Source organism: Rhodococcus sp. RCBS9, from assembly GCF_029457415.1.
In the GTDB taxonomy this organism is placed as follows: domain Bacteria; phylum Actinomycetota; class Actinomycetes; order Mycobacteriales; family Mycobacteriaceae; genus Rhodococcus_F; species Rhodococcus_F qingshengii.
The window spans coordinates 2,644,018-2,656,687 of record NZ_CP120422.1; the positions used below are offsets into that span (position 1 = coordinate 2,644,018).

A 12,670-nucleotide genomic window follows, 5' to 3' on the forward strand; every position below is an offset into this window, starting at 1 on the left:
GATCCTCACGCTAAGTGTGGTCTGTCGTGTCCAGTTTTGTGGGAGGAGGAAGATGATTGACATGACCGACAACATTCCAGCAGTACCCATCCGCGACGAAATGATTCGGCTCGGTCAGTTTCTCAAGCTCGCGAACCTCATCGAATCGGGCGCGGAGGCCAAGGAAGTGATCGCCGACGGCATGGTTTCGGTCAACGGTGAGGTCGAAGATCGTCGGGGCCGCCAGCTTCGTGACGGCGATGTCGTCGAGATCGGCGGGATGGCCGCCAAAGTGGAAGCCCCCGCCTGATCCCGCGACTTCTGACTAGCTCTCGCGAACGACGACGCCGTCCTGGTCGCTGTAGACGATCTCGCCGGGGTTGAAGGTGACTCCGCCGATTTCGATCGGCACGTTCTTCTCGCCCGAACCGGTTTGCGTGCTCTTGCGCGGGTTGGTGCCCAAAGCCTTGACGCCGATGTCGAGGGTGCGCAGGATCGCGGAGTCGCGGACGGCTCCGTTGACGATGACGCCGGCCCAGCCGTTGTCGACGCCGCGGCCGGCAATGATGTCGCCGACCAGCGCGGTGTGGATGCTCGCGTCACCGTCGACGACGAGGACTCCGCCGTTGCCCGGTTCACTGAGGGTCTGCTTCACGAGCAGGTTGTCCTGGAAGCACTTGATGGTGGTGATGGGGCCGGCAAAGACTTCACGTCCACCGAACTGGGTGAACTGCGTGTCGCAGCTACGAATGTCGGGTCCGATCTCGTCGGCAAGGTCAGCGGTCGCTACAGGCTCGGTCATGCCCCACAGGATAGTCGGCGAGGTTGGCGCCTAGTTGTCGTCGGGGAGTATGCCGTTCAGCACTATGTCGGCAAGAGAATCGGCAAACGGTCCCGGGTCCGAGACGTCACGAACCGACAGCGCGAAGATGGCCGCGCCCGCCATGATGTCGAGAAGAGCGTCGGCGTCGACGCCGCTTCGGATGTCGCCGCGCTCTCTCGCCGCCTCGAGTCGACGGTTCAGCTCGACGCGGACTCCGGCCAGTTGCCGCACCACGAGAACGTCGCGTAATTCCGCGTTTGTTCGCACTTCGCCCATCAATCCGGGAGCAGCGGCTCGCGTGGCGGGAGCTGCGAACAGAGCAACCGCGCCGTGCACCAGCGCGCGGATCTGATCCGCGATCGTGCCCTCGGTGCCGAGTTCGGTGTCGATGTCAGCGCCCTGTTCGACGTCGAGTACGGGATAGATCGCGTCGTTGACGATGTGTGCCTTCGACGGCCACCGACGGTAGATGGCTGGACGTCCTACTCCCGCACGCGTGGCTATGGCGTCGACGGACGTGCCCGCGTACCCCTTTTCTTCCAACAGTTGCCTGGTCGCGTCCAGTACTGCGTCGTCGATTGCAGGGTTTCGCTGCGGGCCCAGGCGGTGCTGAGTTTCGGAATCTTTGGACATTTTGGGCAAATCCCTTGCGGTATCGCTGTGATGGCCGTTACATTCTGTCACGGCTTTAGTCGATACATATTGTATCGACAATCGGCACGTGCGCATCGGCGCCACCGAACCACGAGGAGTGGTGATGAACCTTCGAACCGAAACAGAAACCTCCGGCGAAGATCCCGACTACGCCGAATTTGCCAGGCCCGGCGAATCCCGCAACGACCCGGCGGAGATGCGGCGCAGCCTCGAAGGCTGGCTCGCGACCGTGCTGTGGCGAGGTTCGAAACCTTCCGTGACCTCGGTCGAGGTGCCGGCCGCGAACGGCATGTCCAACGAAACTGTGCTTTTCGATGCGACGTGGATCGAGGACGGGATTCGAGCCGAGCATCGCTTGGTCGCCCGTATCGCCCCGCGGGACAGTGCGGTACCGATCTTTCCGTCTTACAACCTGGACCAGCAGTTTCGGGTCATGAGCGCCGTCGCCGCTCACACGTCGGTGCCGATCCCGCGGGTGTACTGGTCCGAGAGCAACCCGGACGCGCTCGGCGGCGAGTTCTTCGTGATGGAACGGCGTGAGGGCGAAATCCCGCCCGATGTCATGCCGTACACGTTCGGATCCTGGCTCTCGGAAGCTTCGGCCGACGACTGTTCTCGACTCCAGCAGTCATCGGTCCGGGTGCTCGCCGAGCTACACGCTATGGCCGATCCGCACCTCGCACTCCCCGAGTTGTGCCGCGATGGTGCCGAACCGACTGGGGCAGAAGCACTTCGCGCGCACCTCGAGGACCAGCGGCGCTATTACGAGTGGGCAACAGCCGACGGACCAGGATCTCCTTTGATCGAGCGCGGTTTCGACTGGATCGAAGCGAACTTTCCCGTCGATGCCGGTTCCGCAGTGCTCTGCTGGGGTGACTCGCGGATCGGAAATGTCATCTACCGCGACTTCGAGCCGGCGGCGGTCCTCGATTGGGAGATGGCCACACTGGGGCCGCGTGAGCTGGACCTCGGCTGGATGATCTTCCAGCACAGGTTCTTCGAGGATCTCGCTGCCATGGCCGGACTCCCCGGAATGCCGGACTTCCTTCGTCGCGAGGACGTGGCAGAGGCCTACGGCTCGCTTTCCGGCCACCAGGTTGCGGATCTAGATTTCTACATCCTTTACGCCGCGCTGCGGCACGCGGTGATCATGTTCCGAGTCCAAAGCCGCGCAGTGGCTTTCGGTCAGGCCGAATTCCCCGACAACCCGGACGAGATGATCCTGCACCACAAAACACTCGAAGCCATGCTCGACGGCACCTATTGGGAGTCGCTCGCAACATCCCCGCTCACAACAGGAGATGCACGATGACACTGTCCCCGCTCGACGACTACCCGGTACATCAGATCGCCGAGACCATCCGCCACGTGGGCACCTCGGATCGAAACTTCTACGACCGCTACTACTTCAACTGCCATGCCGGCGTCGACGGCGACACCGAGCCGCTGTTTCTCATCATCGGTCTCGGTCAGTACCCCAATCTTGGTGTATGCGACGGCTTTGCGGTTCTTCGGCGCGGCGAAGACCATATTGTCTTCCGGGCATCCCGAGCCTTGGGTGACGATCGTATGGACCTGTCAGTAGGCCCGCTGCGAATCGAAATCATCGAGGGTCTGCACCGCCTACGTGTGGTGTTGGACCCGAGTCCCGAAGCGCCGGACCTGAGCTTCGACCTCACCTTCGAGTCCGACGGCCCCGCCAATCTCGAGGCCAGACATTTCCATCGCCAGCTCGAACGAGTCACCTTCGACACGCAACGATTCGTGCAGACCGGAACATGGTCCGGATCCCTGACCGTCGACGGCGACGTCATCCCGGTCACCCCGGAGACGTGGCGGGGTAATCGCGATCGGTCCTGGGGTGTGCGACCGGTCGGCGAAGCGGAACCGCCTGGACGCAAGGCAGATCCGGCGATAGCCGGCAGTCAGAACTTCTTCTGGATTTACTCGATCATGCAATTCGGCGACTTCACCATCGTCACGATCGTTCAAGAAGATCAGCAGGGACGCCGAATCCTCGAAGATGCGACTCGCGTCTGGGCGGACCGCTCGCGCGAGCCGGAGTGGTTGGGTCGACCGGACCACCAGCTCACGTTCATTTCCGGTACTCGCGAGGTGAAGAGCGGAACTCTGTACTTCCGGCGCCCCGGTGCACCAGGCGAATCCGACCACATCCTGGAGATCACCTGCGAACCGATACTGCCCAACTACATCGGTGTCGGCACGGGCTACGGACTCGAGCAGGATTGGCGCCACGGGATGTGGCAGGGCGAACTGGTGGTTCAAGGCCTGCGGGAAAAGGTTTCGGACATCGAATCGTGGAAGAAGATGCTGTGCCCGGTCGACAACCTGGCTCGGTTCACCCTCGTCGAGGGCGGCGTAACCCGCACCGGGACAGGCCTGTTCGAGGTAGCAGTCATCGGACCTCACCAGCGATACGGATTTACCGGCATCGGTGATGTCGCTCCGTAACTCCAGATCACCACACCACAAATCCCAAACTGCAGAGAGAGGCACTGCCACATGTCCACACGCACACGAATGTTGTTCGCTCGCACTGCAAAGGCCGCCGCATTAGTTGTTACAGGTGGTCTGATGTTTGCTGCTCCCGCCACGGCAATCCCGCTCGACCTGGGCTCTCTCAACACAGGCTCGCTTGGAGCGGTCGATCTCGGCTCGCTCGATCCTGTCCTCGCGCCGACACCGAATTTGGCCTCCGTGGCCAACTTTCGCGACGTTGCCGGCAACGACGGTAGGGGATACGCCACCGTCGACGGCTCACACCTCAAGCGCGGCGTCATCTACCGGTCCAATGCGCTGACCGCTACCACCGACGCAGACAAGACGACACTCACCGGCCTCGGGCTTGCCGACGCCTATGACCTGCGCGGCGCAACCGAGATCTCCAACCCGTTCATCGGTGGCGCGGACAAACTCCCGGACGGTGTGACGTACACGAACATCCCCATCGAGTTCAAGGATCTCACCCAGCTCGCGACGACGATCAAGTCGCCGGAGGAGGCCAAGCAGTTCTTGGTCGACACCAACCGCAGTTTTGTCACCGATCCCGTTCGCCGTGCCGGCTTCAAGCAGGTCCTCTCGGACATCGCTGCGAGTGACGGGGTGCAGTTGTTCCATTGCACCTCAGGCAAGGACCGCACGGGTTGGACCGCGATGTTGCTGCAGTCCATCGCCGGTGTCCCCGCCCAGACGATCATGGACGACTATCTGTTGAGCAACACCTACCTTCAGGCGACCAACGAGAAGATCCTTGCGCAGATCTCTCAGGCCCTGAGCCCGCAGGTGGCGACCAATCTCGAGCCGGCCCTCGGTGTCGACGCTTCGTACCTGGAAGCTGGACTCGCGCAGGTAGCCAGCGATTACGGAACCGTCGACGGTTATCTCACCGAAGGTCTCGGACTCACTGCGGACACGATCGCGCTTCTGAAGGCCAAGCTGGTCGGCTAGTTTCTCGCTGCTAAAACGCTTGAACGAACGAGTACCAGTCGCCGTCGAACTCCTGGTATCCGATCTCGCCGTCGCGGCGGGGCTTGCCGAGATATGGTGCGCCGTCAGGTAAGTACGCCAATCCGATCGAATCGATTAGACCACCCTCGATGTGGAAGCGGCACCCGTTGCCGACGGGCCAGACCTGCAGGACCCGGTAGACGCCAATTGTTTGGTTGTCCATCGACTTCTGGCAATCCGCGGCCAGTGCTTCGAGCGAATCTTTCGACAATGCAAACGCAGCACGCGAAGGGACGGACAAGGTCACGAGCGCACCGGTGACGAGCACGATCACCGGCGCGATCGTGCTCAAACGCAGAGTTTTGTACTTCATCCAGCCAATCAGGCTGAGTATCAACCACACTCCGCCCAAACCGAGCAGTACTGAGGCTGCGAGCGCACAGAACGGAAAGTACACAACCGGCGGCATGAAGGACCACACGATGACGCCGCATGTGAGAGTGACAAGCACTGCGGTGACAATCGCTGTCACCTTCCACCAGGATGCCGGACCTCCGCGCTTAGTTACCGGATCACCGTCAGTCATCGGACAACCCTTGCACACCGCAGTAACTGCGGAGCGGCAACGAACGGAATCGTCCACTGATATACGTCGGGGTCGTCGTGCGTAGATCCGCGAATTGAACATTTTCGGCGCCAGCCAGTCCTCTAATGTCTGAGGGTATGGTCGGATTGTGAACCAGGATCTGATCATTCGCCGCTACCAGCCCTCGGATGAGGACGTGGTCGTCGACCTGTGGTCGCGCGCTGCCCGTGAAGCCCATCCGTTCCTTGCGGGTGAGGGGACGGGCGAACGCGAGCAGAAGATGCGAGAGGTCTATCTGATTCAGGCCGACAATTGGGTCGCTGAGCACAACTCCGCTGTCGTTGGACTGTTGGGAATGATCGGCTCCGAAATCGGGGGACTGTTCGTCGCGCCGGCGTCACAAGGGTTGGGCGTCGGGCGGGCGTTGGTCGAACACGCCACAACCATGCACGGCGAGGTGACACTGGAGGTCTACACGCTCAACGATCGCGCCCGCAGGTTCTATGCGCTGATGGAGTTCGAAGAAGAGGGGCGTCGACACGACGCCGAGACGAACCATGAATTGATCACCCTGCGTCGCGCGGGTCGAGGCTCTTCCCTTTCCCAGGCATGAGAAACGCGAATCAGCCCGGGTGCCAGGAGTTCCACCACTCCACGATGGGAACCTGCTTACGCTTGGGCCTGCTGGTCTGCCTGCAGGTGCTTGACCGGGCATCCCGTGGGGAAGGTGCCGAGGTCTTCGACCTTGTAACCGTTCGGGTAGCTGCGGATGTTGGGCAGCTCGCGGGCGAATTTCCGCTTCGTACGCACGGGGAAGAACCGCAGCAGGCGCGCGCGGACCTTCAGCGCACCGCGTGAGACGACGCGCATCGCAGTGCTCGGGTGCCTGTAGTGGAAGGCGTCGAGTAGGTGATCGTCCATGAGAGCGAAGGCGAATCCCTTGACCAGAGCCTTCGGTGCCAGGTTGTTGGGCGGGAAGGTGCACATCAGGTCGAGGGTGGAATCAGCGACGGCTCGGGCGCCGGGATCGAATGAAAAGTGTTCGCGCTCATAGTCGTCGAGAAGTTTGACGAAGCCCTCGTAGGTGTCCGGCGTGTCTTTGATGTTCATGTACCGACCCAGGTGGCGGTAATAATTCGTCGACCCGACGATCTCGTTGTCGGTCATCTTCCGCCAGCCGTACTCGTCGAGCCATCTGACCGGCGTGACGACGAAGGTGGCCAGGACATAGAGCATGTCGTCGTTGGAGATGTCGTACGAGCCGTGCATCTGATTCATTCGACGCACGCTCTTGCGGCCTTCGGTGCTGCTGAGGCCGTGCTCGAGGATGGCGTCGAGGATCAGGCTGGTGTCGTCGTAGCGCTTCTGAACCTTGTCGGTGAACTCGCCCGTGGAGAAGAGGAGCTTGCCGATCGAGGGGACAGCGTATGTACGAAACAGTGCGAAGCTGAGCGCCTGATTGATGTCCCAGGGAAACTCTTGCGCCGCGAGAATGCGCGACATCTCTTCGTAATCGGTTTCGGGATCGAGTTGATCCGTGCGACTGCGGAGGTCGTAGCGCTTCATCTGAACACTCCCTGGGACTGGTCTGCGCGCGGCAGAGATAGGTGTGAGCTGCACCACCGACTGTAGTTCTGACAACACGCGTTGTCTAGGGGGTGTGAATAGTCGTCTTTCCTTCGTTTCGGGCGTTGTACCAGGGGTATCCGGAAAGTGTTGTCGACCCGAGGAGCAGCTATGAGCGTCACACGCACGGCCGGGGTTTTTGCGGCCATCGGACTACCGATTGCCGCGAGCGTCATGTTCGCCGGAGTCGCCTCGGCTGATCCGCCCCACCCTTTCGGCGGCGCCGCCGTCACTATCGGGTGTCCGAATCAGGGGTCGCTGGCCTCGTTGACCGGGCTCACCGGCCAGTCCGGGCCAGAATCCAATCCGCCCATCGCCAAGGGTGACATTCGCTTCGATTCGTTCCCGGCCGCTGCACCCATCCCGGCGGCGGGTCAGGTGACTGTTGCGTGGGTCAACACCGACACGGGCAAGTCCGGAATCGTCGACCTGGTCGGTACCTATCCGTACCTGTCCGCGACGGTGAACACCGGCGTCGGCAATGTCGTTGCGACGGCGTTCGGTTCGATCAACTGGGGCAGTAGTCCCATCTGCCAGTCGAATCCGACGATCGGCAGGTTCATAGCCTGATCTTGAGCCTGATCGTCACAGCCTGGACGGGCACAGGGTTGGCGGTATCGCGTGATTATCTGTCATCTCGGAGATACCGCCGGGTCCGTCCCATCCCATATTCTGAAACATGTTAGGTGAAAGCATATTTCAGGGATGGAAAAGGTGGCGACGTGAACGGGTCGAGCGCGCGTCAGTTGATGAGCCAGATGCTCGTCGAAAAACGAAACAGTCTTGCGCCCGAAATGGTCGGCATGCGCTGCGAGGGTGCTCGCCGAATGCACGGCCTCAGTCGGCGCGATGTCGCGCAGATTGCCGACATCAGTTTCAATCACTATCAGCGGCTGGAACAGGGTACGTCCGTTGGTGTTTCGGCTCCGGTCATCGTGAGGATCTGCGACGCCTTGTTGATGGAAGACGACGAGAAGGCGCGCATGCTGGCATTGCACCAGGTATGGGCGCGCCCTCGTCGACCGCTGGCTGGATCCCGAGTTGCCGGATCTCAGGCTGCCGGTGAAATCTCCGGCAGGCAGCGGGCCAGTTCGTCCGGCGTGTAGAAGAAACTCCCGGCGCTCACCGGAGCGCACGGGGCAGCAAATGCTGTCTCGCGCTCGTTGTAAAGCATTCGGACCAGACGCTTACCCTCCGGTCCGGCGTAGACGTCCCACTGCACGTTCGCAGCCATCGGGCTGACCTGTGATCCGCGCCAGGGGTTGTTCGCATAGGTGTAGAGGTCGCCCTCCGCCTGCGAGGCGGTGCTTCCCGGCAGTTTCAAGAGTGCTGCGAAGGGGATGATCGTTTCTGCGTGTGCAAACCGGAAATCCGCTCCCGGGACGGCGTCGTCGCCGGTATGTTTCTGCAGGCCGCGCAGGAACTCGTCGCGCAGGACAGTTGCCATCCGGTAGGTGACGTCTTCACCGGTGAAGCCCGGGCCCTTGGCGTAGAAGTCCTCGGCATCGTTCGTGTATGCGAGCCACTGCGCGTCAGCAGGTTCGATGAACCGCTCGAAATTCCACTTGCCTTCTTCGGCCATGCCCGGAGTGATGATGTACGTGTTGTACAGCATGTACGCGGCGTCGACTTCGTTGTCGATCGTGCTGGAACCCTTGCCACGGTCGACGAGTGAGAACTCGCCCGCACTCAGCCGGTTCACGAAGTCCTCCGAGTAGAGCCTGAGCATCATGTGCCGCGAGACCTCGCGGGTGCGGGGAAGATCGGCGATCTGGTCGTCGACGGCTTTCAGTCGAGGATCGGACTCTTCGTAGTCCTTGTAGTCGGCGTTTGCATCCGAGTCGTGGAAGTAGAGAAGGTCGGCATCCGTGGTCACCGGTGCAACATCGCCGGCGACGGCTGGAAACGCACCGGTCAGCCCTTGCGCGAAGTTCTCGGCGCTGTCCACGGCACGGTCCACACCCGACGAGGTCAAGGTGATGGTGCCCTGTTGCGCTGCGATGGCGTCGAACAGTTGGGGGAGGCGTTCAGTGACCCGCGCGCCGAGCTGTCTGTGTTCGGTGATCCCGCGTCCGCTGAGGTTGCCGTACCCCAGCTTCTTGTTGGCGGCCATGAGATCACGGAGGGCCGGGCCGAATTCCTTGCCGACGGGAGTCAATGCGTTCTCGGCTTCGGCGATTTCCCACAGCTGCAGGCTCAGGTCGTCGTACTTCAGGCTCGACAGTGCTCTGGAACCATGGCGCGCAACACTTTCCGTGTACACGGGGGAGTATCCCGTCGGCGGCGCCTGATAGTCGGCGATGCGCTGGCCGGGAGTGTAGGGCGTCTTGGACGTGAAGCCGCCGTCGCTGACGGTCGGTATCTCTGTCGAACCGGAGCTCGAACCGGCGTCGAGCGAACCGAACGGTGACGCCGTGGCGATGGACTGGACGCTGCTGGTGACAAGCACTAGTCCGACAGCGCCGGCAGCGGCCAGCACGCCGAAGCGTGAGCTTCGCATGGTGAGTTGATCCTCTCCGTCGGTGCCGAGGTGACACGACGGAAGGAAAGTTAGAACAGCTAAGCGTCCGAATTGCACCTATTTGCCCATGTGGAGATGGACGCGGGGTTACAAGTTTCGGATTCGCAGAGCTCAGGAGGGTTTGGCGGCAATCCCGATCGACACGGAGAGCGACAAAGCGATGAGGGTCATGGCCAGCCACTGGTAGCTCTTGGGCGTGGGCTGCTTCTTACGTCCGAACTTGCTCACTGATGTCTCCCGTTTGTCCGTGGGTACTCAGCACATATTACTGTTCCATTACCCCAATGGCGCGGTCGACCGGAAACTGTGCGCGATCAGACAGCAGGCGGACCGCGAAGTCCGCCCGCTGCCCTGTGATCAGGAGGTCGTGCGCAGTTCCCGTCGCAGTATCTTGCCGGTGACGGTCTTGGGCAGTTCCTCCACCAGCACCACGGAGCGTGGGTACTTGTACGCCGCCATCCGCTGCTTGCAGTGATCGATCAGATCTTCCGGCGTCACCGACGCCCCCGCGACGAGGCTGACGAACGCCTTCACCGTCTCACCGCGGTATTCGTCGGCGATCCCGACGACAGCCGCCTCGCGGACCGCGGGATGTTCGGCAAGAACGTCCTCGACTTCGCGTGGCCACACCTTGTAGCCGGACGCGATGATCATGTCCTTCTTACGGTCGACGACGTAGAACCAGCCGGCTTCGTCCATGAACCCCACGTCGCCGGTGTGGAACCACCCGTCGCGAATGGCCGACGCACTCTCCTCCGGCTTGTTCCAGTAACCGCGCACCACCTGTGGACCTCGGACGACCAGTTCGCCGATCTCTCCGATCGGCAGGACCGCACCGTCCTCGTCTTCGATGCGGACCACGGTGTTGGGTACTGGAACGCCGACGGACAGTGCCCCGGACGTGGGGTCGACGGGGGTATCTGCCCCGACGGGAACGGCGTGAGTGGGCGACGTGGTCTCGGTCAGCCCGTAGATGTTGTGCAGCGCAGCACCGGTCATGGCGCGGACTGCCTCGGCGGCTGTCGGCGAGATGGGTGCGCCGCCGGAATACAGCAACCGCATGGAGGTGAAGTCTTCCGGCGCGCAACCCGGAGTGTTGAGCAGCGCGGTGAACGCAGTGATGGCGCCGACTGTGAATGTCGGGCGGTGCTCACGAATCGCGTCGAGCATCACCTCGGGCTGGAAGCGATAGGCCAGCACCAGCGGCATTCTCGCCAGGACGGACACCGCGATGTGACCGATCAACCCCGTGATGTGGAAGAGCGGTGCGACCCCGAGAACCGTGTCTTTCGGGGTGAGCCCCAGCCAGTCACGGTAGACCTGGGCGTTGAAGGTCATGTTCGCGTGAGAGGTCATCGCTCCCTTCGGCGGACCTGTGGTTCCCGACGTATAGGTCAGTACCGCAATGTCTTCCGGTGCAGCGTCGGTAGTGATCGGATCGCCGAGACGATGCTGGTCGATCAGCGTCGCGAGATCGTCGGTACCGAGATCCTTCTTGACGATTCCGTCGAAAATCCTCGGATCGTTGCGGCTTTGGTACTCGAGTTCCGAGGTGGTGATGACTCGCCTGACCGGCGAGTCGGAGACGACATTGCGGCCGACGGACTCGTAGAGCCCCTCGAGAGCGATCAGAACCGCTGCTCCGGAATCTTCGAGTTGGTATCCCAGTTCTCGTTCACGGCTCATGGGATTGATCGAGACTGCGACGCCGCCGGCTTTCCAGATTCCGGCGAGGGCGAGCACGAATTGCGGAACGTTCTGCAGGAAGAGTGCGACACGGTCTCCCTTCGTCAGACCACCTGCTCGTAGTGCGCGGGCCAGGGCGTCACTCTGCTGATCCAGTTCGGCGAAACTGAGTTGACCGTCGAAGTACTTCACAGCCGTGGCGTCCGGATCAGAGCGGACCGCCGCTGCCAACATTTCGAGCGTTGTGGGCTGTTCGACGTCGATGTCGGGGGGAACGTCGTTGCGGTACAACGCCAACCAAGGGCGATCTTCGTATGTCATTTGATGGCAACCGGATTCACGGGAGAGCCGCTGGCCTTGGCAACCTTGAGCGGTGCGGCGACGTACAGGAACGTGTACTGGCCGTCGGACGCGCAGTCCGCGGCCAACTTCTCCAGATCGCAGATCTCGGTGAACACCACTCCGAGGTTGCGCATCAATGCGTTGTGGAGAACCAGTGCCACACCGTTTTCGGGGTCGGTGGTGACCTCGTTGGCAATGGTGTCAGTGACAAGGTTGGGGATCTCCATGTCCTGGAACCACTGGACGAGTTCGGGGCTGTAGATCAGGCCGGGCTCGCAGAAGCCCTCGTAGAAGGCTTCGCCCTGGTCGAAGAACAGCTTGAGGAAGTTGGTGCGGATGACGAGGATGTCACGCTTCTCGATGGTGACCCCCTGCGCTTCGGCACAGGCCAAAAGATCATGGTGCGTGAAGGTTTCGGCCTTGTCGAGGTTTTCCTTGCCGCGGAACTTTGCCATGTCGAGAAGTACTGCGCGTCCGACGACGCCACGGTCGGCAATCGGTTCGACGCTGGCCTTCTCCAGGCCGCCGACAGTGGTGTCAGCGGAGTATCCGTTCCACAGCGCGCCGTCGTACCAGACGTGGCCGAGCGCGTCGTACTGCGTCGAACCCTGCAGGAACGCGTCGATCTTGTCGTCCGCGTAATGCAGGCCACCGGGGAAGTTGGGGGCGTCGTCGCCGTCCCAGCTGCTCTCGTCGAAGATCTGTGTGCGCTCGGCAGGGCTGCGTCCCGGCCACACCGGATCACCCTTGGGATCGCCGATAAGACGTTGGAGTGTGAACACGGAACCCTGCTTGATGGTTCCGACGCCACGAAGCACCTGTCCGGCGTCGAGGTAGTTCAGTGAACCGACCTCGTCGGACTCTCCCCACTTGCCCCAGTTGCTGGGTGCGTCGCGCAGGAGTTCTCCAAGATATGGCGCCTCGGTCATGGTGATTCGATCCTCTCGCTACCGACACCGAACGATCGCTCGGGCGGACCTGGGTC

General features: G+C 61.8%; 14 protein-coding genes. 7 read left to right on the forward strand and 7 right to left on the reverse strand.

The genetic code is table 11. From position 1 onward, the window contains the following. Nucleotides 1-61: 61 nt before the first annotated feature. Nucleotides 62-289, forward strand: a complete 228-nt coding sequence (locus P0M12_RS12505) for an RNA-binding S4 domain-containing protein (RefSeq protein WP_003943569.1) — start codon at nucleotides 62-64, stop codon at nucleotides 287-289. 15 nt (nucleotides 290-304) lie between these two features. Here P0M12_RS12505 and rraA read toward each other — a convergent pair whose 3' ends face one another. Both rraA and P0M12_RS12515 read right to left on the reverse strand, forming a co-directional pair. Further along, complete coding sequence (gene rraA, locus P0M12_RS12510) at nucleotides 305-781, reverse strand: ribonuclease E activity regulator RraA (RefSeq protein ID WP_003943552.1); 477 nt, start codon at nucleotides 779-781, stop codon at nucleotides 305-307. Between the two features lie 30 nt (nucleotides 782-811). Continuing rightward, on the reverse strand, nucleotides 812-1,435 hold the full coding sequence (locus P0M12_RS12515; RefSeq protein WP_277377803.1) for a TetR/AcrR family transcriptional regulator: 624 nt from the start codon (nucleotides 1,433-1,435) through the stop codon (nucleotides 812-814). Between the two features lie 124 nt (nucleotides 1,436-1,559). Between P0M12_RS12515 and P0M12_RS12520 the strand changes: the two genes are divergently transcribed. From P0M12_RS12520 to P0M12_RS12530, 3 genes are read left to right on the forward strand one after another with little or no spacing between them, the layout of a single operon-like run. After that, nucleotides 1,560-2,768, forward strand: coding sequence for a phosphotransferase family protein (locus tag P0M12_RS12520; RefSeq protein ID WP_065352822.1), 1,209 nt, complete (start codon nucleotides 1,560-1,562; stop codon nucleotides 2,766-2,768). Beyond that, complete coding sequence (locus tag P0M12_RS12525) at nucleotides 2,765-3,928, forward strand: hypothetical protein (RefSeq protein WP_277377805.1); 1,164 nt, start codon at nucleotides 2,765-2,767, stop codon at nucleotides 3,926-3,928. Before P0M12_RS12520 ends, P0M12_RS12525 begins: the two co-directional genes overlap by 4 nt. A 51-nt stretch (nucleotides 3,929-3,979) precedes the next feature. Then, complete coding sequence (locus P0M12_RS12530; protein WP_050794040.1) at nucleotides 3,980-4,924, forward strand: tyrosine-protein phosphatase; 945 nt, start codon at nucleotides 3,980-3,982, stop codon at nucleotides 4,922-4,924. Between the two features lie 10 nt (nucleotides 4,925-4,934). Here P0M12_RS12530 and P0M12_RS12535 read toward each other — a convergent pair whose 3' ends face one another. Beyond that, on the reverse strand, nucleotides 4,935-5,510 hold the full coding sequence (locus P0M12_RS12535; RefSeq protein WP_277377807.1) for a hypothetical protein: 576 nt from the start codon (nucleotides 5,508-5,510) through the stop codon (nucleotides 4,935-4,937). A gap of 148 nt (nucleotides 5,511-5,658) precedes the next feature. On the opposite strand from P0M12_RS12535, the gene P0M12_RS12540 reads away from it, so the two are divergent. Beyond that, nucleotides 5,659-6,123, forward strand: a complete 465-nt coding sequence (locus P0M12_RS12540; RefSeq protein WP_003943603.1) for a GNAT family N-acetyltransferase — start codon at nucleotides 5,659-5,661, stop codon at nucleotides 6,121-6,123. A gap of 56 nt (nucleotides 6,124-6,179) precedes the next feature. Here the strand turns inward: P0M12_RS12540 and P0M12_RS12545 are convergent, their stop codons facing one another. Continuing rightward, on the reverse strand, nucleotides 6,180-7,076 hold the full coding sequence (locus tag P0M12_RS12545; RefSeq protein WP_003943533.1) for an oxygenase MpaB family protein: 897 nt from the start codon (nucleotides 7,074-7,076) through the stop codon (nucleotides 6,180-6,182). A 171-nt stretch (nucleotides 7,077-7,247) separates the two neighbouring features. Between P0M12_RS12545 and P0M12_RS12550 the strand changes: the two genes are divergently transcribed. Both P0M12_RS12550 and P0M12_RS12555 read left to right on the forward strand, forming a co-directional pair. Further along, nucleotides 7,248-7,706: a hypothetical protein gene (locus P0M12_RS12550; RefSeq protein WP_003943607.1), complete on the forward strand. Its 459-nt coding sequence runs from the start codon at nucleotides 7,248-7,250 to the stop codon at nucleotides 7,704-7,706. Nucleotides 7,707-7,858: 152 nt separating this feature from the next. Further along, nucleotides 7,859-8,242: a helix-turn-helix transcriptional regulator gene (locus P0M12_RS12555; protein WP_143542652.1), complete on the forward strand. Its 384-nt coding sequence runs from the start codon at nucleotides 7,859-7,861 to the stop codon at nucleotides 8,240-8,242. On the opposite strand, the gene P0M12_RS12560 is transcribed toward P0M12_RS12555, so the two are convergent. The 3 genes from P0M12_RS12560 to P0M12_RS12570 form a co-directional block, all read right to left on the reverse strand. Then, nucleotides 8,188-9,636 (reverse strand): histidine-type phosphatase, encoded by a 1,449-nt coding sequence (locus P0M12_RS12560; protein ID WP_209910734.1) that lies wholly within the window; start codon nucleotides 9,634-9,636, stop codon nucleotides 8,188-8,190. The two genes, P0M12_RS12555 and P0M12_RS12560, sit on opposite strands and share 55 nt — an antisense overlap. Before the next feature lie 378 nt (nucleotides 9,637-10,014). Continuing rightward, nucleotides 10,015-11,664 carry a long-chain fatty acid--CoA ligase gene (locus P0M12_RS12565; RefSeq protein WP_277377810.1) on the reverse strand — a complete coding sequence of 550 codons (1,650 nt, stop codon included), beginning with the start codon at nucleotides 11,662-11,664 and terminating at the stop codon, nucleotides 10,015-10,017. After that, complete coding sequence (locus tag P0M12_RS12570; RefSeq protein ID WP_003943547.1) at nucleotides 11,661-12,614, reverse strand: cyclase family protein; 954 nt, start codon at nucleotides 12,612-12,614, stop codon at nucleotides 11,661-11,663. The genes P0M12_RS12565 and P0M12_RS12570 overlap by 4 nt, the downstream gene beginning before the upstream one ends. Nucleotides 12,615-12,670: the final 56 nt, after the last annotated feature.

Excerpts from the sequence above, each read along its gene's own strand:
- P0M12_RS12505 (WP_003943569.1), top strand. The coding sequence starts at position 62 with ATGACCGACAACATTCCAGCAGTACCCATCCGCGACGAAATGATTCGG.
- rraA (WP_003943552.1), bottom strand. The coding sequence starts at position 781 with ATGACCGAGCCTGTAGCGACCGCTGACCTTGCCGACGAGATCGGACCC.
- P0M12_RS12515 (WP_277377803.1), bottom strand. The coding sequence starts at position 1,435 with ATGTCCAAAGATTCCGAAACTCAGCACCGCCTGGGCCCGCAGCGAAAC.
- P0M12_RS12520 (WP_065352822.1), top strand. The coding sequence starts at position 1,560 with ATGAACCTTCGAACCGAAACAGAAACCTCCGGCGAAGATCCCGACTAC.
- P0M12_RS12525 (WP_277377805.1), top strand. The coding sequence starts at position 2,765 with ATGACACTGTCCCCGCTCGACGACTACCCGGTACATCAGATCGCCGAG.
- P0M12_RS12530 (WP_050794040.1), top strand. The coding sequence starts at position 3,980 with ATGTCCACACGCACACGAATGTTGTTCGCTCGCACTGCAAAGGCCGCC.
- P0M12_RS12535 (WP_277377807.1), bottom strand. The coding sequence starts at position 5,510 with ATGACTGACGGTGATCCGGTAACTAAGCGCGGAGGTCCGGCATCCTGG.
- P0M12_RS12545 (WP_003943533.1), bottom strand. The coding sequence starts at position 7,076 with ATGAAGCGCTACGACCTCCGCAGTCGCACGGATCAACTCGATCCCGAA.
- P0M12_RS12550 (WP_003943607.1), top strand. The coding sequence starts at position 7,248 with ATGAGCGTCACACGCACGGCCGGGGTTTTTGCGGCCATCGGACTACCG.
- P0M12_RS12560 (WP_209910734.1), bottom strand. The coding sequence starts at position 9,636 with ATGCGAAGCTCACGCTTCGGCGTGCTGGCCGCTGCCGGCGCTGTCGGA.
- P0M12_RS12565 (WP_277377810.1), bottom strand. The coding sequence starts at position 11,664 with ATGACATACGAAGATCGCCCTTGGTTGGCGTTGTACCGCAACGACGTT.
- P0M12_RS12570 (WP_003943547.1), bottom strand. The coding sequence starts at position 12,614 with ATGACCGAGGCGCCATATCTTGGAGAACTCCTGCGCGACGCACCCAGC.